20 protein-coding genes, 1 pseudogene and 1 riboswitch are annotated in these 20,594 nt (G+C 40.7%); of the genes and pseudogenes, 12 read left to right on the forward strand and 9 right to left on the reverse strand.

Annotated elements, in window-relative coordinates; all coding sequences use genetic code 11:
- Positions 1-319: 319 nt before the first annotated feature.
- The 3 genes from V7097_RS00565 to pxpB form a co-directional block, all read right to left on the reverse strand.
- A complete protein-coding gene (locus V7097_RS00565; RefSeq protein WP_335701640.1) occupies positions 320-1,243 on the reverse strand; it encodes a biotin-dependent carboxyltransferase family protein in 924 nt (307 codons plus the stop codon).
- A gap of 5 nt (positions 1,244-1,248) precedes the next feature.
- Positions 1,249-2,007 carry a 5-oxoprolinase subunit PxpA gene (pxpA, locus tag V7097_RS00570; protein WP_335701641.1) on the reverse strand — a complete coding sequence of 253 codons (759 nt, stop codon included), beginning with the start codon at positions 2,005-2,007 and terminating at the stop codon, positions 1,249-1,251.
- A gap of 113 nt (positions 2,008-2,120) precedes the next feature.
- A complete protein-coding gene (gene pxpB, locus V7097_RS00575; RefSeq protein ID WP_335701642.1) occupies positions 2,121-2,849 on the reverse strand; it encodes a 5-oxoprolinase subunit PxpB in 729 nt (242 codons plus the stop codon).
- Positions 2,850-2,944: 95 nt separating this feature from the next.
- Between pxpB and V7097_RS00580 the strand changes: the two genes are divergently transcribed.
- Entirely contained in the window at positions 2,945-3,316 is a 372-nt protein-coding gene (locus tag V7097_RS00580; protein WP_335701643.1) for a DUF423 domain-containing protein, read from the forward strand.
- Positions 3,317-3,544: 228 nt separating this feature from the next.
- Here the strand turns inward: V7097_RS00580 and V7097_RS00585 are convergent, their stop codons facing one another.
- The 4 genes and pseudogenes from V7097_RS00585 to hemQ all read right to left on the reverse strand — a co-directional run bounded on the left by V7097_RS00585 (position 3,545) and on the right by hemQ (position 6,656).
- Entirely contained in the window at positions 3,545-4,504 is a 960-nt protein-coding gene (locus tag V7097_RS00585; RefSeq protein ID WP_335701644.1) for an NAD(P)-dependent alcohol dehydrogenase, read from the reverse strand.
- A 189-nt stretch (positions 4,505-4,693) separates the two neighbouring features.
- Positions 4,694-5,182, reverse strand: a complete 489-nt coding sequence (gene gerQ / locus V7097_RS00590; RefSeq protein WP_438824179.1) for a spore coat protein GerQ — start codon at positions 5,180-5,182, stop codon at positions 4,694-4,696.
- 75 nt (positions 5,183-5,257) lie between these two features.
- Positions 5,258-5,678, reverse strand: a pseudogene (locus V7097_RS00595) (cell wall hydrolase).
- A gap of 225 nt (positions 5,679-5,903) precedes the next feature.
- Positions 5,904-6,656 carry a hydrogen peroxide-dependent heme synthase gene (hemQ, locus tag V7097_RS00600; RefSeq protein ID WP_335701646.1) on the reverse strand — a complete coding sequence of 251 codons (753 nt, stop codon included), beginning with the start codon at positions 6,654-6,656 and terminating at the stop codon, positions 5,904-5,906.
- A gap of 483 nt (positions 6,657-7,139) precedes the next feature.
- On the opposite strand from hemQ, the gene pta reads away from it, so the two are divergent.
- Complete coding sequence (pta, locus tag V7097_RS00605; RefSeq protein WP_335701647.1) at positions 7,140-8,111, forward strand: phosphate acetyltransferase; 972 nt, start codon at positions 7,140-7,142, stop codon at positions 8,109-8,111.
- Between the two features lie 677 nt (positions 8,112-8,788).
- On the opposite strand, the gene V7097_RS00610 is transcribed toward pta, so the two are convergent.
- Positions 8,789-9,217, reverse strand: a complete 429-nt coding sequence (locus tag V7097_RS00610; protein ID WP_335701648.1) for a MarR family winged helix-turn-helix transcriptional regulator — start codon at positions 9,215-9,217, stop codon at positions 8,789-8,791.
- Positions 9,218-9,358: 141 nt separating this feature from the next.
- Between V7097_RS00610 and V7097_RS00615 the strand changes: the two genes are divergently transcribed.
- The 9 genes from V7097_RS00615 to V7097_RS00655 all read left to right on the forward strand — a co-directional run bounded on the left by V7097_RS00615 (position 9,359) and on the right by V7097_RS00655 (position 19,139).
- Positions 9,359-9,880, forward strand: a complete 522-nt coding sequence (locus V7097_RS00615) for a CarD family transcriptional regulator (protein ID WP_335701649.1) — start codon at positions 9,359-9,361, stop codon at positions 9,878-9,880.
- Between the two features lie 248 nt (positions 9,881-10,128).
- The gene (locus V7097_RS00620; RefSeq protein WP_335701650.1) at positions 10,129-10,668 is read left to right on the forward strand and encodes a CarD family transcriptional regulator; all 540 of its coding nucleotides are present in this window, start codon (positions 10,129-10,131) and stop codon (positions 10,666-10,668) included.
- A 119-nt stretch (positions 10,669-10,787) separates the two neighbouring features.
- A complete protein-coding gene (locus V7097_RS00625) occupies positions 10,788-11,615 on the forward strand; it encodes a lipoate--protein ligase family protein (RefSeq protein ID WP_335701651.1) in 828 nt (275 codons plus the stop codon).
- 276 nt (positions 11,616-11,891) lie between these two features.
- Positions 11,892-12,047: riboswitch (SAM riboswitch) on the forward strand.
- Positions 12,048-12,203: 156 nt separating this feature from the next.
- A complete protein-coding gene (locus V7097_RS00630) occupies positions 12,204-13,280 on the forward strand; it encodes a sugar ABC transporter substrate-binding protein (RefSeq protein ID WP_335701652.1) in 1,077 nt (358 codons plus the stop codon).
- A gap of 43 nt (positions 13,281-13,323) precedes the next feature.
- On the forward strand, positions 13,324-14,856 hold the full coding sequence (locus V7097_RS00635) for a sugar ABC transporter ATP-binding protein (protein WP_335701653.1): 1,533 nt from the start codon (positions 13,324-13,326) through the stop codon (positions 14,854-14,856).
- The gene (locus V7097_RS00640) at positions 14,825-15,847 is read left to right on the forward strand and encodes an ABC transporter permease (RefSeq protein WP_335701654.1); all 1,023 of its coding nucleotides are present in this window, start codon (positions 14,825-14,827) and stop codon (positions 15,845-15,847) included. Before V7097_RS00635 ends, V7097_RS00640 begins: the two co-directional genes overlap by 32 nt.
- Entirely contained in the window at positions 15,837-16,220 is a 384-nt protein-coding gene (locus V7097_RS00645; protein WP_335701655.1) for a VOC family protein, read from the forward strand. Before V7097_RS00640 ends, V7097_RS00645 begins: the two co-directional genes overlap by 11 nt.
- 312 nt (positions 16,221-16,532) lie before the next feature.
- Entirely contained in the window at positions 16,533-17,552 is a 1,020-nt protein-coding gene (locus V7097_RS00650) for an ABC transporter permease subunit (RefSeq protein WP_335701656.1), read from the forward strand.
- A 15-nt stretch (positions 17,553-17,567) separates the two neighbouring features.
- Entirely contained in the window at positions 17,568-19,139 is a 1,572-nt protein-coding gene (locus V7097_RS00655; RefSeq protein WP_335701657.1) for an ABC transporter permease subunit, read from the forward strand.
- A 39-nt stretch (positions 19,140-19,178) separates the two neighbouring features.
- Here V7097_RS00655 and V7097_RS00660 read toward each other — a convergent pair whose 3' ends face one another.
- Positions 19,179-19,868: an RsfA family transcriptional regulator gene (locus tag V7097_RS00660; RefSeq protein ID WP_335701658.1), complete on the reverse strand. Its 690-nt coding sequence runs from the start codon at positions 19,866-19,868 to the stop codon at positions 19,179-19,181.
- Between the two features lie 304 nt (positions 19,869-20,172).
- On the opposite strand from V7097_RS00660, the gene V7097_RS00665 reads away from it, so the two are divergent.
- Positions 20,173-20,400: a DUF1450 domain-containing protein gene (locus V7097_RS00665; RefSeq protein WP_335701659.1), complete on the forward strand. Its 228-nt coding sequence runs from the start codon at positions 20,173-20,175 to the stop codon at positions 20,398-20,400.
- Positions 20,401-20,594 lie beyond the last annotated feature (194 nt).

A 20,594-nucleotide genomic window follows, 5' to 3' on the forward strand; every position in this document is an offset into this window, starting at 1 on the left:
TTGGAGCATAGGATCAAAGACTAAATACGCCCCTTCCCGTGGCAACGCTTTGTGACCCACATCTTGTTTTGGCCTAAAAGATCTGGGCGCAAATACGTCAAGGCATATTTGATTTAGAGTGTCTTCTTTTTTTGTGTAAATTTTTGGCTTTGTCCGATATATTGTAAGTTTTTGGCGAAATCTGGTTTGGAATGTCCGATATTTTCAATGTTTTGTCCGATAAAAATGGAATAGTGTCCGATATAATTAGATTTACGTCCGATATCCTAAACAATAGCGCCCTCGACCGTACATGAATAAAAAATACCTCCAAGGCTAGTTACCCCTGAAGGTTTTCAAGAAACTTTTCTCTTTTATTATAGAGTTCATGGGCAGTTTTAATGCTGCAGCGTTCAAATTGGATCGTCCCACCTGGTGGCAGTTGGGCAATTTTATAAATATCAACAGAAATGACTGTCGCAATTCGGGGATAGCCCCCTGTAGTTTGCCGGTCGGCTAAAAGGATAATGGGTTCTCCGCTGCTTGGAACCTGGATACCACCAAGCGGGATGGCGTCAGATTCAATTTCTGCCTTATCCTTATGCTGTAACGGTATTGCCCCTTTTAATCGGTAACCCATTCGATCCCCTTGGACGACTCGATAACGGTCTGAGAAAAATTGATCGATGGCATCTTCGGAAAAGTAATCTTCATGCGGACCGGGGATGACACGGACTGTAACCTCTTTTTCAAACTTTGGAATAAGGTGCCGCGAGAGCCCTGTATTTTTTCGAAAATTACTAGTTCCGTAAAGTATATCTCCATCTTTGATTTCTGTACCGAGCTTTGCCTTCGCGTAATACGACTTACTTCCAAGTACTTCTTCAGCATTGAAACCACCGGCAACCGCTATGTATGCTCGTGTTCCCGAGACTGGTTTGCCAAACTGAATCATGTCCCCTTTTTTCACGACAAAGGATTTCCATAACGTCGCTTTATTTCCGTTCACGGTTATGCTTAAGTCAGCACCGCAAACAGCGATTGTAATCAAGTCTGCTTCTACTCGTAATGTTGGTCCCAGCATGGTGATTTCGACTACAGCCTCACCTCTCGGGTTGCCAACAAGAATATTTGCTATCTGGCTTGAATATGAATCCATCGTGCCGCTTGTGACGACGCCAAATTGTCGATATCCAAAGCGACCTAAGTCCTGAAATGTCGTATAGAGCCCTTTTTTAAGAACGGTAAAAAGTGGTTGTCCCATTTTAATCACCTAATTGCCTTAATTGTGATGCCTTCATTAGTTAATGCGTTACGTAATTCCTGTACGAATTGGAGTGCATGACTGTTGTCACCGTGAACGCAGATCGAGTCCGCTTTGATTGCAATAACTTCACCAGTGATTGCTTGAACGGTTTGTTCTTTTACCATTTGCAAAACTTGTTTGATGGCATCATTGCTGTCATGAATAACTGCGTTTGGCTGAGTCCTTGGTGTTAAGGTTCCGTTAGGTTGATAGGTTCGGTCAGCAAACACCTCGGAAACGGTTTTAAGGCCGTATTTTTCCCCTGCTTCTATTAGCTTGCTACCGGAAAGTCCATATATCGCAAGGGAGGAGTCAAAATTGGCGATTCCCCTTGCGATAGCCTCTGCAATGCTTGTGTCGACAGCAGCCATATTATAAAGGGCACCATGTGGTTTTACGTGTGTGAGCTTCACATCCTGCGCCTGGCAAAAGGCAGAAAGGGCGCCAATTTGATAGAGAAGGAGATCATAGACGTCTTTTGGCGAAACAGCCATGGCTCTCCTGCCGAACCCTACAAGATCCTGGAATCCAGGGTGGGCCCCGATGGCAACGTCATATTTTTTCGCAAGCTGAACGGTTTGATTCATTACATGAGGGTCGCCCGCATGAAACCCACAAGCGACATTTGCGCTTGAAATAAAGGAGAGGACCTGCTCATCATTTCCAATGTTGTAGGCGCCAAAGCTTTCTCCTAAATCACAATTTAAATCAATTGTTTTCAATTTTTTTCACCTCAATAATCAAATGCGCCTTGGCGTATTTGCGCTCAGATTTTTTCGTGCTTGCACGAAAAGATTCCTTTGAAAATCGCATGTCTACGCCGGAGGCTTTAACTTTATTCAGAAGAAGTGTGGAACTTCTGCTGAATAAAGTTATATTGATTTTCTTTTACTAGATTTTCAACTTCCTTATATTCTTTGACCGAGATCGGAGAAAAACGGAGGTAATCCCCTGCTTTAAGTAAAAATTGATTCGGTTCTTCTGGCTCGAAAATAGGTACTGGGGTTCGTCCGATGAGGTTCCACCCTCCCGGTGAATCGAGCGGGTAAATTCCTGTTTGGTCACCGCCGATGCCCACTGCCCCTTTTGGAACTTTGAGCCTTGGGCTTGATAGACGTGGTGTTGCGAGCTGCTTTGGGAGCCCTTTTAAATATGGAAAGCCCGGTAAAAACCCAATCATGTAGACAAGATAGTCGATGCTACTATGTATGGAAATAACCTCTTCGGTTGACAGCCTGTGCCCACGAGCGACATTTTCAAGGTCTTCACCATCGTAACAGGTTGGAATTACGATTACCTCTTTTGATGAGGATTTTTCTATTATGGAAATCCCTTTGCAAATCTCTGAAACCTTTGACATGAGATTTTTATAGGAAGTGAGAATAGGATTATAGTAAATTGTGATTGATTGAAAGGCAGGTACAAGCTCCACTACCCCTTGTATCTTCATTTTTTCAATTTGTTTCGTGGTATGCTGGATTTGGCGCTGCAGGGCGTCTGAAGCAGACTCTTTATAAAAAATTTGCAAGGCCATGTCACCGACTGGTAAAATCTCGTAGCTCATGATAAAACTCCTTTGTGGTATTGAGTCTTACTACTATCTTATAATGAATATGTTAAAATGAAATAGGAATTTTCAAAAAAGGATGGTGAACAAGTATGAAACTATTTTTAATATTGGGAGCGATTAATGCGTTTTTGGCAGTTGCGCTCGGTGCCTTTGGTGCACATGGATTAGAAGGAAAGATTTCAGAAAAATACTTAAAAACATGGAATACAGCTGTTCAATATCAAATGTTTCACGCGATCGGATTATTCGTTGTTGCATTTTTAGCTGACAAGTTTTCGCAAGTGAGCCTCATTACGACGGCTGGGTGGAGTTTGTTCGTTGGGATTATTTTATTCTCAGGAAGCTTGTACGTTTTAAGTATATCTGGAATCAAAATTCTTGGAGCTATCACACCACTTGGCGGTGTAGCCTTTTTACTTGGCTGGGTGTTATTGATGGTGGCGACTGCCAAACATCTATAAGGCGAGCATAAGACAAGCCCAAGGCTTATGAACTCGAACTGATGATGCTTGGAGCTAGATTCTAATGCAAAAAGGAGCCTCCATCGACACTAACAGGCCCCGTAATCTATCTTTTGCACAAAAAGAGTGAATCTCAAATGCACCGCCAAATGCGGTGCTCTTTGCATATACAAATAGCTCAGTGGCATTCATTGAGTGTAATAGTAATTGGTTATTAGAATAACTGTATTACCCCATTTTTATGGTAAGAACAATCTTCCCCTTTGTACGCCCACTTTCAATGTGCTGGTGAGCCTCTACAATCTGTTCTAAAGGATAGCATTTCTCAATAACGGGTCTTAATTTTTCTTCCTCAACAAGACTTCTTAAGAAATCTAGATCTCTATCGTTTGGTTTCGCAAGATGAGCCTTCGCTTTCTTGCGGCCTATTAATGTACTTATCATCAATTGAACAGGGTGGTACTTAGGGTAAAATAGGTGTTCTGTAATATAAATACCCATCTCCGTTAAAGATCGTAAACAACTGTAAAAGGTCCGTTTACCAACTGCATCCAGAATAACATCGTACTTATTTCCATTATCGGTGAAATCCTCCTTGGTGTAATCAATAACGTGATCTGCACCAAGTTCCTGAACCCAATCAAGATTGGAGGTGCTACAAACAGCAGTTACCTCGGCCCCAAAGTATTTTGCAAGTTGAACAGCAAAGTGCCCTACCCCGCCTGACGCACCATATATTAAGACTCTTTGTCCTTGTTTTACCTGTGCAACGTCTCGCAATGCTTGTAGCGCAGTTTGGCCCGCACACGGTATAGCAGCTGCCTCCTCAAAAGTTACGTTTTTCGGCATATGACTTAGGGAATTCTCACGTGGAGAGACATATTCAGAATGGGATCCGAAACAACTCCCGAAAACATGATCACCCACCTTAAATCTGTGTACGTTCTTACCGACTGCTTCAATCGTACCCGCAACATCTATGCCCAGTACGGAATTTTTGGGTTTTGTTAGTCCATTACCTAACCTTGTAGGCAAATAGCCCTTTCTGTACAAATAGTCTAAAGCATTGACCGACGCGCTGTGTACTCTAATCAGCACTCTATCATCTTCCTTGATGGATGGCTGTTCGACATCCTTTATCTCCATTACTTCAGGGGGACCATAGGTCGTATAAACAGCTGCCCTCACCTGTATTACCTCCTAAAAAATTCTTTTTTACTTTGGCACTATCGAAAATTAAAGCCCAAAAGGAATAATCCGATATATCAACAAAAAATGCCTATCAAATTTCCATACAATTTGATAGGCATTTTAACTTGCATTATTAATGTTTGCGAAAGGATACAAGAACCCGTTACGCTTACACCCCTTTGTTAATTATCTTGGTGGGTAATTTACTAGGCCTTGGCCTCCGCCTCCACCTCCACCAAATGGATATTGGTACTCGATTTCTTCGTCAAAAGTTATATATTGTAAGTAGACCATTAACAATAGATAGCGCATGCCTGTTTGTGGGTCGCTCAAAATAATATGGTCACGACCTGCAGCCTCAATTATACCTTTAAATACCTTTTCTTTGTTCGTGCTATCAAAGCCCATGTATACAGTCGCAAGCTTTCCTTTGTTCAGGCGAAGTATGTTTTCGATATAGGATTCTTCAAGCGGAAGCATCCCCGGTACATTTTGCGCGATACCACCCGTTTGAGGGAAGGTTGGCGGAACGAAAGTTGGCGTTTGTGGTGCCTGAAAGCCCCCTTGTTGTTGCTGATACGGATTGGTCATGCCGAATTGGCGTGGATCATAGTAGCCTCCAAACTGCTCATAGCTTTGAGGGATATACCCATAAGCTGCATATGGATTTTGCATTTGTTGATTGTCTTTACTCAATGTAAGCCCTCCTCAGAATGTGTGTTTTAATCTCTCTCTAAAACGGAGATTGCCTTAGAATACGTAAGGACAATCCTCCTGTGTAGGTTGGCAGTAGCAGTGTGCTTTAAACCTCCCTACGTTCCACTGGTTATACCATTGTGCCGGACAGTTTCCTGGTGGTTCAAAAAACCACAAAGAAAACCTGGCAGGGTGAGTTCTTTCCCCTTTTAGTCCCCTGCATGTAAGTGTGATCTCGATTGGTTGAGACCCGTGGTAGAAATAGCCCTTTTGGGTTGCTTCAAAGCCTCCGGGACTTTGAAAGCCCATTTTTCGAATGGTGTTAATGTCTATAAAATCCAGACAACGAGATCTCGCGCGGTTTACCCCAACATTACCTACTAATAGCATGCCTTGCTTGCCTTCACCTTCAGTCTCTGCACGACAGTCTTGCTAACAGCTTTACATCTTCCTCCGTGTGCGCAACTACTGTCATCTTTTCACCTCACTTACAAAAGAAGACATGTTAATGAAAAAAGTCTCTTTACTACCTTATTGTTGAGGTGAAAAATGGGTTCCAACTTTCTAGTTCCTTTTTGGGATATTTTATTAGACTTCTGGTTGATGTGCTTGGTGGATTCATCATTGAATTGTATGAGCGAGGAAAAAGGATTATGAATATGGATGAAAAAAAAAAGAGAGAGGTTGCCCTCTCTCTTACTTAGTTAATGTGTAAAAATTGTGGAACTTTTTCTTCCGTTAAAATGTTTCCTACGAAGAATGCTCCGAATTCACCGTAACGTGCACTAACTTCATCAAAGCGCATTTCATAGACGAGCTTCTTGAATTGAAGTACATCGTCGGAGAATAGGGTTACGCCCCATTCGTAATCATCAAAGCCCACAGAGCCACTGATGATTTGTTTTACGATTCCAGCATATTGGCGGCCAATCATACCATGGCTTCGCATAAGCTCTTTGCGCTCTTCCATTGAAAGCATGTACCAGTTGTCATTACCGTCACGGCGCTTGTCCATCGGATAGAAGCACACATATTTGTTCTTTGGTAGGATAGGATATAAGCGTCCGCGTACATAAGGATTTTGGTATGGATCCTCATTACTTTCGCCTGCCAGATAGTTACTTAATTCAACAACAGATACATAAGAATAAGTAGGAATCGTGTATTCAGCTAGCTTTGTTTTGTTGAATTCGTTTTCGATTTCATTCAATTCTTCCATCGTTGGACGAAGTATCATCATCATGAAATCAGCTTTTTGACCAACAATTGTGTATAATGCATGACTTCCTTGACTTTCACTTTGTGTCTTATTCCATTTCTCCACTAAACCAAGAAATTCATGAATTGCTGCTTGGCGCTCGTCACTTGAAAGAGTCTTCCAAGATGTCCAATCAATAGAACGGAAATCATGTAGGCAATACCAACCATCAAGCGTTTGTGCTGCTTCAGCCATTACTATCACTCCTTGTATTTTCGCATTATATGTATTCAACCATTACTATATCATAGTTTCCCCTATACCCATCGTAGTAAACTCGGAACAATTTTGTGAACAATAGCAAGATGAGTAATTTATAGGGTTGTTGGGAAAATTGAGGTTAGTGTCAAAATACTGTCACAGGTTTTTCAAGGCTTTTTGGTTTTCATTTTGTGAAAAAAGCCGTATCCTTATGGTTGGCAGTTTTAAGTCTATTCAATTGGGATTAACCCCGAATGAATAAAGTTAAAGCCTCCGGCGGATGCCACGATTTTGCAATGGCAGTTTTTCGAGGTTAAGAACGAAGACTAAGAACGTCACATCCTGTGGCAAGATCTTTGTGACCCACCTCGTGCGGACCTAAAAAAATCGGTCGGCAAATACGCCAAGGCGCATTTGAACGGGTAATGATGCCCAATTTACATAAAATGCTTTAGATAAGGCTAGGAGGAATAAAAAGTGAGCGATTTATTTACTCAATTAAAGGAAAAGGTATCTGGAAAAAACATGAAAATTGTATTTCCAGAAGGACTAGATGAGCGTATTTTAAAAGCAGTAAGCCGTTTAGCAAGTGAAAAAGTACTTGTGCCAGTTGTAATTGGCGAACAGGCTGCGGTTGAACAGAAAGCAAACGAACTTGGCGTATCTCTTGACGGCGTGGAAATTTATGATGCCAATACGTACCCAGAGTTCGATCAGCTTGTTGCTTCATTTGTTGAAAGACGTAAAGGGAAAGCAACTGAAGAGGATGCGCGTAAAATCCTTAAGGACGAAAATTACTTTGGAACCATGCTTGTATACACTGATAAAGCACACGGGCTTGTAAGTGGCGCAGCACATTCTACTGCCGATACTGTTCGCCCAGCTCTTCAAATCATTAAAACAAAGCAAGGTGTGAAGAAGACTTCTGGTGTATTCATCATGGTTCGTGATGATGAGAAATATGTATTCGCTGATTGTGCGATCAATATTAATCCGGACAGCCAGGATTTAGCGGAAATCGCAGTAGAGAGTGCGAATACTGCGGATATGTTCGATATTGAACCAAGAGTGGCGATGCTTAGCTTCTCAACAAAAGGATCTGCGAAGTCTCCTGAAACGGAAAAGGTAGTCGACGCGGTTAAAATTGCAAAAGAAATGAATCCTGCATTAGTATTGGACGGAGAATTCCAATTTGATGCGGCATTTGTTCCATCTGTAGCTAAGAAAAAAGCGCCAGATTCCATCATTAAGGGTGACGCAAATGTATTTGTTTTCCCAAGCCTTGAAGCGGGTAATATCGGATACAAAATCGCACAACGCCTTGGAAACTTTGAAGCGGTCGGTCCTATTTTACAGGGCTTAAATCAGCCGGTTAACGACCTTTCACGCGGATGTAATGAAGAAGATGTTTACAAGCTTGCCTTGATTACAGCAGCGCAAGCCTTATAGGAATGAGAAATGGCCATGTCGTGGGACATGGCCATTTTTTGTGGTTGTATTTTGCTAGTGACAGTATTTTTGAATTAGTGGCAGTATTTCTGGATTAGCGACAGTATTTCTAAAATAGTGGCAGTAAATTGCTGATGAAGGGGAATTTGATGGTGTTCATGCGTCGATTTCCCCTTCATAGTGCCGATGAAGAGGATTATGCTGATGTACATGCCACGATTTACTCTTCATAGAGCCGATGAAGAGGATTATGCAGGTGTTCATGCGTCGATTTCCCTTTCATAGTGCCAATGAAGAGGATCTTGCTGTTGTACATGCCTCGATTTCCCCTTCATAGTGCTAATGAAGAGGATTATGCTGAAGTACATGCCTCGATTTCCCCTTCATAGTGCTAATGAAGAGGATTATGCTGATGTGCATGCTGCGAATTGCTCTTCATAGTGCCGATGAAGAGGATTTTGCTGAAGTACATGCGTCGATTTCCCCTTCATAGTGCCAATGAAGAGGATTTTGCTGAAGTACATGCCTCGAAATCCCCTTCATAGTGCTAATGAAGTGGATTTCGATGGTGTTCATGCCTAAAATTACTCTTCATAGAGCTGATGAAGACCATTTTGTCCGCAATCTTGGCTCGGTTTGACTTCATTCTGCTGAGGTCACGGCACCTAAACCTAATATCAAATTCCCCAATCCATTTTTAATACGTTTTTAAGAAGCTCTACTTGTTCTTCCCCAATTTTTTCAGCGAGTTGCTTTTCAATCTTTGCTTTAAGTTCCTCGTTTTTCTCGTAGCATTCCTCACCAAGCGGTGTTAGTTCAATCGATTTTTCCTTTTTATTGTGTTCAACATCCATCACGTTAACTAGCCCTTTAGTCTTCATGTTTTTAATAAACTTATGAGTAGCCTGCCTTGAGATGTCTACATTTTTTGAAACATATGCAATAGTTGGTTGCTTTTTATATATTCTAGACATGATGTACCATTCTGAGTTTGAAATCGCGATGTCGCTAGTCTCGTTCCACGATTTTTCCACAATACCTCGAAGTTGACCATGCCTTTCGCTTAAAAGGTCAATAAAATCTAAATGTTGAAGTACAGGATCCATATATTCCACTCCCGTTTTTATAATCGCAATTACTATACAAAAAATCACCTTCATTGTCAACTAAGTTGACAAATTGTAAAATAATAGTTAAACTAAATATTGTAAACCAGGTTGACAATCGATGGGATGGGGGAAATAAAAATGTTTAAAGTAGGGGATTTGGTTGTCTATTCATCGCTTGGAATTTGTGAAATAAATGATATTTGTGAGGAAACATATTACGGTAGAACCCGAAAGTATTATGTATTACACCCAATTGAGGATAACAGTCTAACAATACGTAATCCAGTTGATAATGATAAAGTCCTAATGTTAGGAATCATTGACCTTAGTGAAGCCGAAGACATGCTAGAATCCTTTAATCGTCCGGGAATAGCTTGGATTGAGAAAGGAAATGAGCGAGGCAAGATATACCACGATATTGTAATGTCTGGTGACAGGAAGAAAATCGCGGGGATTGTGAATACATTGATGTGTAGAAAATATGAGGTGGAGATGACTGAAAAGAAATTAGGAGACCCTGACCGCAGGCTGCTCCTACATATACAAAATATATTGTACAAAGAGCTAGCCATTTCATTGGATACTACATTCGATGAAATAGCTAATCAGGTAGATAGAAACATTAAATATAAGATGAGTGAACTCTTATTAAGTAAGTAAAGTTAAGCTAAAGGAACAACGAGATGCAACAGGGATGGAGCATGTGGAAACAGAAATTCAATCATATGATGAGACGCAGTTTCAAGGATGTAAAATGGGAAATGGTCATGTTAGAAGCATGGTTATTTTTTATTACTTGGTATACATAAGATACGTTCAAACGTCAACCAGGTTGACATTTTGTGAAAATTGGAGTATGATGAATATAGTCAATTAAGTTGACAATCCGTTGATAGGAGACTGGTAAAATGTTTAATATTGGGGATTTAGTTATTTATTCAACAATGGGAATTTGTAAAATAGATGACATATGTGAAAAAACATATGCTGGTACGACTCGAAATTATTATATAATGCACCCAATTGAAGACGACACTTTAATTATCCAAAACCCAGTGGATAATGACCGAATCATGATGAAAAAAATCATCGGCCGAAACGAGGCAGAGGAGGTTTTAGAATCTTTCAAATTACCAGGAATTCAGTGGATTGAAAACGGAAATGAGCGTAACAGAAACTATTCTGATATTGTTTCATCGGGTGATAGAAGAGAAATTTCAAATATAATTAATACATTGATGTGTAAAAAATACGAACTTGAAATGGCTGATAAGAAAATAAGTGAACATGATCGAAAACTTCTTCTTCATAATCAAAAAATATTGTTCAAAGAGTTAGCCATAACGTTGGAGACAACAGTTGATGCAATATCGAAAAAGGTAAATACAATGATTAGTCAGAAAATGAGTAAATCCTCACCCCTTGAAATTGCGAAATTTATTAACTAACAAACTGGGCTATAATGGCTCTTTTTTTGATTTCTATATTTTAATTTACAGTGCATTTTTAAGAACAGTTTCCGAGTTGTGTTATAATAAAGTCCTATTACATAATAGGAGTATGCCGTATGACCGAAAGTCTTTTACACCAGCCGAGCTGGCGGATTATTGATCAATCTAGTCTAGGCTATCAATTTGATGCGTTACAATCGTTTGCGATAGATGACACACTTTGTGCGTTTGTGGGTAAAGGCGAATCACCAGCCACAGCGCGATCTTGGGTTCACCACCAGACCATTGTGCTTGGGATTCAGGATACGAAATTGCCTTTTCTTGAGGAAGGGATAGAGCTCCTCGAATCAATGGGCTATCGTGTGATCGTACGAAATTCGGGTGGGCTAGCAGTGGTGCTTGATGAAGGAGTACTAAACATTTCGCTAATTTTTCCTGAAACGGAAAAAGGAATTGATATCAATCGTGGCTACGATACAATGCTTGAGCTGATTCGAAAAATGTTTGAAGGCTATGAAGTTGATATCGTGGCACGCGAAGTTGTCGGATCGTATTGTCCTGGCAGCTATGATTTAAGTATAGATGGAAAAAAATTTGCGGGGATATCCCAACGCCGCCTTCGTAACGGAGTGGCTGTGCAAATTTATCTAGGTGTGACCGGAAGTGGTTCTGAACGAGCAGAAATAATCAGAAGATTTTACGAGATGGGGCTACAGGGGGCTGAAACGAAATTTGTCTACCCGGATGTGAAGCCGGAAACGATGGCTTCCTTGACAGAATTGATCGACCCTAACCTCACTGTACAAACCGTCATGCTACTATTACTTCAAACATTAAAAAAAGAAAGTGAGCACATCTTCGCTTCACAGCTTTCGGCAGAAGAAATGCCATTATTTGAACAAAACTTTTTACGAGTACTTAATCGGAATGAGAAGGCATTATAAAGGATCCAGGGGGGACGGTTCTCCTGGTTCCTTTTTTTTATGGGGGAACTTGGAGGGGGAGCGCGTAATTGCGCATGAATCATCCGGAAATGCGTTTTAAATAAGATAATTGCTTCATAGTCAATTGCATTTGCATCCTCGTACAAAAGGTATCTTACAACTTTTAAAAACTTTTCCATTATTAAAATATTTTTTATAATAAAAATATTGAATTTTGTTTTTTTGCGTGGTATGATTCTCGTCAAGTAAGTTAAATGAATATGATTGCTGTACTTTCTCTTATCAAGAGTAGGCGGAGGGATTTGGCCCGATGACGCCCAGCAACCGACCGTAATTCCATTGTGAAATGGGGCGAATTTTTTCGCCGGGTATTGACCCGCAAGGCACGGTGCTAATTCCAACAGAAGGATGATTCTTTCTGGTAGATAAGAGGTGCGAAGACTTTTGTATGCTTCAAGCCTCTTTCTGATAAGAAAGAGGCTTTTTAATTTTTTAAAAAAACCTCAAATAACAGGAGTGTGATGACTTCCAGCTTGAGTAGACAGATGTGAAAAATAAGATTACATACAAAATAGGGGGAGAAAAACAATGAAACTAACAAAACTATTATTTACTACATTATTAATTATCGCAGTATTAGTTGGCTGCCAACCGAAAGTAGCAGATGAAACAGCAAAAACTGATGGCGAAGAAGTAAAGAATTCAGATCATCCATTAGCAAACAAAAAAATCGCGTTAATCATGCAACAAAACTTAGGAACTTTTTCAGCGCAATATATTGAGGGTGTTGAAGAACAAGTGAAAAAGTTCGCAGGAGAAACAACCGTTTTTACATCTGAAGGAGACCTCGCTAAAATGGCGTCAAACGTTGATGCAGCAGTAAACCAAGGCTTTGATGCGATTTTAATTGACCATGGAACAAAGGAAGCTCTTCAAAGCTCTGTACAAAAAGCGGTCGACAAAGGAATCCCAGTCGTTGTGTTTGATGCAGAAGTGGAAGTTGACGGTGTAACTGTTCTTGAGCAAGGCGACCAGCAAATGGCACAAATGACCCTTGAAAAATTAGCGGAAGACGCTGGTGGTGAAGCAAATATCGTTAAAATTTGGGTTGCGGGCTTCGCGCCAATGGAGAGACGTCAGCTGGCATACCAAGAGTTTCTTGATAGCAACGATGGCATTAAAGAAATCGCAACATTTGGTGCAGCAACAGCAAACACTGCTCTTGATACACAAGCACAAATGGAAGCTCTATTAAAGCAGTATCCTGAGGAAGGTCAAATTACAGCGGTTTGGGCAGCATGGGATGAATTTGCGAAAGGTGCTGTTCGTGCCATCGAACAAGCAGGTCGTACAGATATTAAGGTTTACGGAATTGACATGAGTGATGAGGATTTACAAATGATTCAAGCAGATAACAGCCCATGGGTTGCGTCTGCAGCGGTTGATCCAAAAGATATCGGACGCATCCAAGTTCGTTTTGCCTATCAAAAACTAAACGGTAATGAAACACCTGAACGCGTAAAATTAGAGCCAGTTTTCGTAACAAAGGATGCACTTCCAGCGGAAAAAATCACAACTGCGGAGCTTGACCAGTACATTGAAGGCTGGGGTAAAAGCGAACAGGGCTACACAGACGAGTTGAAAAAGCTTGAGGCTGGTGAGTAAAAAAGAGGACCGCCCGTGGTCCTCTGTAAAGGAGGATATGTAGATGCCTTTACTTGAAATGAAGGAAATGACAAAAAGCTTTGGAAAGGTGATTGCTCTTGAGCAGGCTTCTTTTGAACTTGAAAGTGGTGAGGTTCATGCCTTACTTGGTGCAAATGGAGCAGGCAAAAGCACGCTGATGAAAATTCTATCGGGTGCTTACGAGCTTGACACAGGAGTAATTACCCTCGAAGGAGAGCCAATTGACATTCGTTCTCCGAAGGATGCGAAAACATACGGTATCCACTGTGTCTATCAAGAGGTTGACACTGTGATTGTACCGCAGCTTACCGTTGCCGAGAATATTTTACTTGATACTTTTTCGACCGAGAAAGGCTTGTTCATCAATAAAAGTAAGCTTCGAGAAAAAGCAGCCTCGATCTTAAAACTATTGAATGTAACGGATATTCCGATGACAAAGAAAGCGTTGGAACTGTCCCTTGCTGAAAAACAATTAGTGCTAATCGCCAGAGCTCTTGCTCATGAAGCAAAGGTAATCATTTTTGACGAACCAACTGCGCCTTTATCGATAGAGGAAACAAAGTACCTTTTTGATATTGTAAAAACGTTAAAGGAAAAGGGAGTCGGCTGTATTTTTATCTCACATCGCCTTCCTGAAGTGTTTGAAATCTGTGATCGGTTAACGATTATGCGCGATGGGAAGACGATTACCACTTTTTCCACAAAAGAGGTTACACAGAAAACCGTTGTCGAAACGATGCTTGGAAATTCCTATACGGAACAATCCGTGAAACGGAAGGCAGTGAGAGGGGACCTTCTTTTAGAGGTGAATGGGCTTGATGACGGGGAAAAGCTAAACGATGTAGCGTTTACTGTTTCAGAAGGAGAAATCGTTGGGGTTGTTGGATTGGTTGGTGCCGGGAAAACAGAGCTTGCGAAAACATTATTTGGCCTCCGTTCCTACGAACGTGGTGAAGTGAAAGTAAAGGGTAAATCGCTTCGTTTTACCCATTCACAGCAGGCCATTGAAGCAGGTTTGGCACTCATTTCAGAGGAGCGTCGTAAGGAAGGCTTGTTCATTCACGAGTCAATCTCTACGAATCTATCCTTTGCCAATTTGAAAAAATTCTCACCGTTTTTAGTAATGAATCGGAAGGCTGAAAAAAGCTATGCCAGCTCCATCATTGAGCTGCTGGGGATTAAGGCGAATGACACGGAAGTTTTGGCTGAGCATTTAAGCGGAGGAAACCAACAAAAAGTTGCGATTGGTAAATGGGTGTCTCGTAATGCAAGCCTCTATTTGTTTGATGAGCCGACAAAAGGGTTAGATGTTGGTGCAAAGCAGGATATTTTCCAGCTTATTTATTCCCTCGCCGATGAGGGGAAAGGGATCCTCTATTTTTCTTCAGAGATTGATGAAATCATCCGAATTTCGGACCGAATTCTAGTCATGTATGACGGGGAAATTGTAAAAGAGCTTTCGGGAGAAGAGGCAACACAGGATAAAATCCTCTTGTATGCTAGTGGTGGAAAGGAAGACGTACATGAAAGGAAATCTCATCAGCTTCCTGTTTAAATACGGGGCAATTTTATTAATGGGCTTTATCTTAATCTATTTTAGTTTTATCAATGATGCATTTTTTTCATATGGAAATCTATCCGATATCTTAAGGTCGATCTCGATAGTGACACTTCTTGCGTTAGGGGTTACGTTCACACTTGTAGTTGATGGCTTTGACCTATCGGTTGGGTCAACTATGTCATTGTCGGTCGTCATCACGGCGTCGTTAATGGTCTGGTATGAGCTGCCGCTTTGGGTGGTCCTGCTTTTACCACTTTTAGTTGGAGTTGCGGTTGGTCTTGTAAATACCTTTTTAATTGTAAAAATAGGAATACCGGATTTACTCGCGACACTTGGGATGATGTATATCGTGTCAGGTCTACACCGGACCTATACGGAAGGGTATTCCATCTACAACCATATGCCATTAACAAGCGGCGGAACCGCACCTGGTGAGTTTAGCTCTGCGTTTTTATGGATTGGGCAAGGGAAGATGCTAGGACTCCCTGTTCCGGTTTGGATTATGCTAGTTTTCGTGCTTCTTGCCTATGTGATTCTGAACCATACGAGATGGGGAAGGATTTTATATATGACAGGTGGAAATGCTGAGGCTGCTAGATTATCAGGTATTAACACAAATAAGGTGAAATTGATTGCTTATACCATATCTGGTGTGTTCGCGTCAATGGCGGGGATTTTGTTTACGGCCCGTGTCGGCTCAGGGCAAATTGATGCTGGTGCTTCGCTGTTAATGGAATCTGTTGCCGCTGTGTTTGTTGGATTTTCCGTACTTGGTGCCGGAAAACCAAATGCACTCGGGACATTCTTTGGTGCAGCTCTCATCGGGGTCCTACTAAATGGACTAACAATGCTGAATCTACCATACTATGCATTCGAAATCGTAAAAGGCTCTGTACTTGTCTTGGCGCTTGCAGTGACGTACATCGGAGTAAAATATCGACCAAAAGTCATACGGAAAAGGAGAGAGCAAAATCATGCCACTTAAAAAACTAGAACATGTCGGAATACAAGTAAAGGATTTAGATACAACGATCGAGTTTTATACAAGAGTACTAGGCTTGGAGTTACTAGAAAAGCAGGATCATGTCGATCCAAACCTAAAGCTAGCTTTTCTAGGATTTAGCGACTCAGACGAAACGGTGATTGAGTTAATTTCAGGTTACAATCCAAACCTTCCAACAGAAGGAAAGGTCCACCATATCGCATTTACCGTTGAAAATATCGAAGAAGAAATTGCAAGAGTGAAGGAGCATGGTGTTCAGTTTGTTGATGAAAACATTACGACCTTGCCAAGCGGAGCTAAATACGTCTTCTTCAACGGGCCAGACGGTGAATGGATTGAGTTGTTTCAAAAATAATAGAGTTGATTTGTTGACCAGGGGAGATTCCTCTGGTTTTTTTGATCTTCTGATCCCGTGTCTTTTGTAATAATCAGTGGAAATGCGTCTGGGGATGGATTTATGCGTCGAATCTCCGAAATATGTGTCTAAGCCCCTGATATTTGTGTTATTTCACGATTATTAGCACATTAATGTTCCACAGATTTTGAAACCTTTCATTAGTCCTTCCCGTCTTATATTATGGGTATTTTTTGAAAATAACATATATGGTAATCTATAGGTATAAGTTCCTGTTTTTTACAATTGCTAATCTGGTAAGGGGTGATTTGGTTGCTTAAAAGATTAAGAGTATTTAGTGAGCGCGATGTAATTTCGATTCTCTACTTCGGCCTTGTTGTTTTTGGGATTGCTTATTTTTTAGGGGAAAGGGATGTTGCAAAGTTTTTCTCAACGATAAAAACGATGCTACCTGCCTCTGATAGCTGGGACACGATCAAGCAATTTATAAGCAATGTCCAAACCGAAGGAAGTCTTGGTGCAACGAAAAATAAGGAGCCATATGAAGAAATCGTCTTTGAATATTTTCCGAGAAGTTTATCTGTAATTGCGACAGCCTTTTTGTTAGCGGTTACTTTAGGGATAGCGAAGGGGATTTTTGATTATCGAAATCGTTATACATACTTGAACCTTTTAGGAACAGGAGTAACCTCTATCCTCAATTCTTTACCGGATTTTTTCATGATTATCGTGTTGCAATGGGTTATTTTGATTCACTTTAATTTTATTGATTTTTTTGGTCATGACCAGTGGTTTAACTTCATTTTACCGGGGATTCTTGTGTCCTTATACCCGATGATGTATTTTGCTAGAATCACCTTTACTGTCCTCGCTAATGAAGATGGGGAGATGTATATTCAATATGCACGAGCAAAGGGGTTGGCACAAAGGTTTGTCATACATAAGCATATCCTGAAAAAATGCTTACGCTCGATCCTACAGCATCTTGGCGTTGTCATGACATATGTCGTTTCGAATCTATTAATTGTTGAGTGGCTGATGGAGTATAAGGGTGCGGCTTGGAGAATGATGCTATCGATTAAGCGGCTAGATTCAAGTAAAAACGAGAATTTACCATTTATCGACTTTCCGGAAATAGGTTTAATCGTGGAGATATCTTTCTGTTTCGTTGTGCTTCTATTAATCACTCAAATCGTGTCGGTGGTTTGGCAAAACAAGTACGAGGTTGAGAAGCGCAATATTTGGACCCAAATCACAAAAGTGATTTTTCGGTATGCATTTATTTGGTTGTTTGTGCTTTTTATTATATCGTACTTAAAGCCAGGACCTTAGGGAGGAGGAGTGTGAATGAAAAATTGGTCGCTTTGGACAGGGTTGATTCTTTTCGGATTTATGTTATTTATTAGCTTTGTTGGACCACAGCTTTCGTTTGTTGAGCATACTCCTCCTGAGCATAGAATGAGATTTTACGATGGTGGCGAAATTGGAAGAGCGCCTTTCCCACCATCTAAAGAGGATCTGCTTGGGACAGATCGTGAAGCCAGGGATATTCTAAGTATGATTATCCTTGGTGCGAAGGATACACTAAAAATTATCGTGTTAATCACATTGATTCGGTACATTATTGCGATTCCGATGGCCTTTTTGGCCTCCACTAAAAAAGGAATTGCTTATATGGTGTCAAATGGATGGTACTCCTTGTTCGGAAGTATCCCAACTATTTTTGCAGCAATTTTGCTATTGGAAATTGTCTCGGTGGGTGGTCTTGAAAACGGTGTGTATTGGAAGGTCCTCTTAATTGCGCTCATTGAAGTTGGACGGGTTAGCTATATTTTTGCCCATGAAATTTACGAGGTGTCTCAAAAGGAATTTGTGCATGCAAGTGTAACAGTGGGAAGCACACCGTTTCAATTATCGGTGATGCATTATCTGCCATCGGTTTCTCAAAGCTTAGTAGTGAACTTTTTTAATGATTTGGCAAGGGTAACTCTACTGTTGGGGCAGCTTGCATTATTCCAGTACTTTATTGAACATGCGATCAACTATATCCCAGGTGGTGGGGTATTCCAAGATGAATCCGGTTATGATTCTGCGACTGGATTTTTTGATTGGCCAGGGTTATTGTCAGCGGCACGGTATGAGGTTATAAAGGCCGTGTGGATTCCGCTGTTCCCGGCGATTGCTCTTACGTTACTCCTACTAACATTCCAATTGCTAAGTGAAGGGTTTAGGAAGTTGTTTGAAAGAAGGACGTCGAGTGGGAAAAATAGGGTCGTGCATCGAATAGCGGATCGAGTAGGAGAAGCATTTGTTGCCAGTAAAATGCTAGGACCAGTAACAATTATTGTGTTTGTGGTTGCGATTGGTGCGGTTGTTATTACTGGGACTATGAAAAACTCAACCGAAGCAGATGCACCAGCTGAGGAAGAGGTAGAGGAAGTCAATGAAGATGACCCGTTTGGTGACGGGAAGTATACCTATTATAATAAAAAACTTGAAGCAAAGACTATCGCAACTACGGCCAAAGGTGGTTTTTATGATAAATTAAACTATCTTGCGCACCATATGGAAAAACAGTCAGATCGGGATTATGAGGCAGATGCCTTAGTTCTTAAATGTAGAACAATTGGAGCGGGGCGGTGTGAGCTTCCAATCATCACATTTAAAGAACCTGTTGCTACAGTAGAGGAAGCCTATCAGCTATTGATGGATCATCTACCCACGGATGCGGTGATCCAAAAGGAGTTTCAAGATAATGAAAGTGAATATGTCTTTAATATCACGAGCTCAATCTTAGAGAAAAGCTATTATTTTGAGACTAAATATACCGAAATTTATAAGATTTCTGTGGTTTTACACATGACACCTGAAAAGACAATTGAAAAAGCCTCATTGGAAGCTGGAACTCACAGATATTAAAATAAACCCCTGAACTGAATAGTCAGGGGTTTATCTAAATTATTCCGCCATCTTCTCCAAATTACCATTACGGTCCATTTTAAAGGAAGTGGCTGGGCGTTCTTCTTCTTCGAATAAGACGAGCTTTCGTGCACGGTTCATGATCTTCATTAATGTTTCGTAGTCCTCTTGGATGTTCACAGCGCTTTGTTCAAGCAGCGCGATTTTCTTTTCGAGATCTTCATTTTTAAGAAGTATCTCATTCTTTTCTTTTTTCAATCTCTCATTCTCAGATTTAAGTGCTTCAATTCCGAGACTTGTGTTACCCATGGATTGAAGATAGGAAATCACGGAATCCATCGTCACTGTCGGTCTAGAAGAATATTGTGGCATTTTAACTTCCGGACGAACACTGGTAGATTCAGATGGAAATAGCGGAAACTCGTCAGCAAATTCTTCGAGACTTGGAGTTGGTGGTGTATACAAAAGCTGCTTTTTCACAGGTTGAGTTTTGCTAAGTGCACGTTGACGTTGTTTCCGGTGCTTTTTCGCCAGTTGAAGATCCTTCTCGTAGCTATGGCGCACAACCGCGTTCCAGCGGAATCCACATGCAGCAGAAGTACGGTTTAATTTGTCACCAACCTCTTCAAATGCGTTTAATTGTGTGCTTCCTTCTCTTACGTGTTTTAGTACAGTTTCAGCTAATAAGAGGTCATTTTCCTCTGTCCAAGCATCTTGTCTTTCCTTCATATTGATTCATCTCCCAATATATATGTTTATAATTGCGTTAGGTTATTACATATATTGGTCAATAGATTCAAACTTTATACCTCTACATAAAAGGATAGTAGATATATTTATTTAAAAATATTTCAAAATCTCAAACTTGTACTTGTGGAGAATTTTTGAAACTTATTCCGTTCCCTTGCAAATACCGTAGGGGAAGAGTAAAATACCGTGTAGTGTAATTAAACAGCTAAATCGGCATGCTACACATGACCGATCCACATATTGAACAAACTAAGAATTACAGGATGAAGGGATTGTACACGAAATGGCAAACGAATTTCGCATTTGTGATGATTGCCAGGCAACAAATATTCAAACCTTAGTGCCACGTCTAAAAAAAGTTGATGGAGAGGCAACAATTGACATTCGCTGCCAATCATACTGTGGACCAGGTAGAAAAAAATCATTCGCATTTGTCAACAATCGCCCTGTTTCAGCTCCAACAGAAGACGAATTAATCGAAAAGATTGATAAGAAGCTGAAAAAGGACTAATATCGCCTTTCTCCCCTAGAGAATAGGTGATTTTTTATTTTCTTCAAGCAGGAGTTTCCAGACTCTACCTCGAAACTTTCATTCATGTCGAAAAATTTTCCAACCCTTGATATGACTTGCTTACGCCGATTTATGGAGAATTTTAGGTTTTTTTGTCAAAGATAAATATATATAATAATAGCATGCCAGTATGG

Origin of the sequence: Bacillus sp. JJ1562 (genome assembly GCF_036962705.1) — a bacterium.
Lineage (GTDB): Bacteria > Bacillota > Bacilli > Bacillales > Bacillaceae_L > Ferdinandcohnia.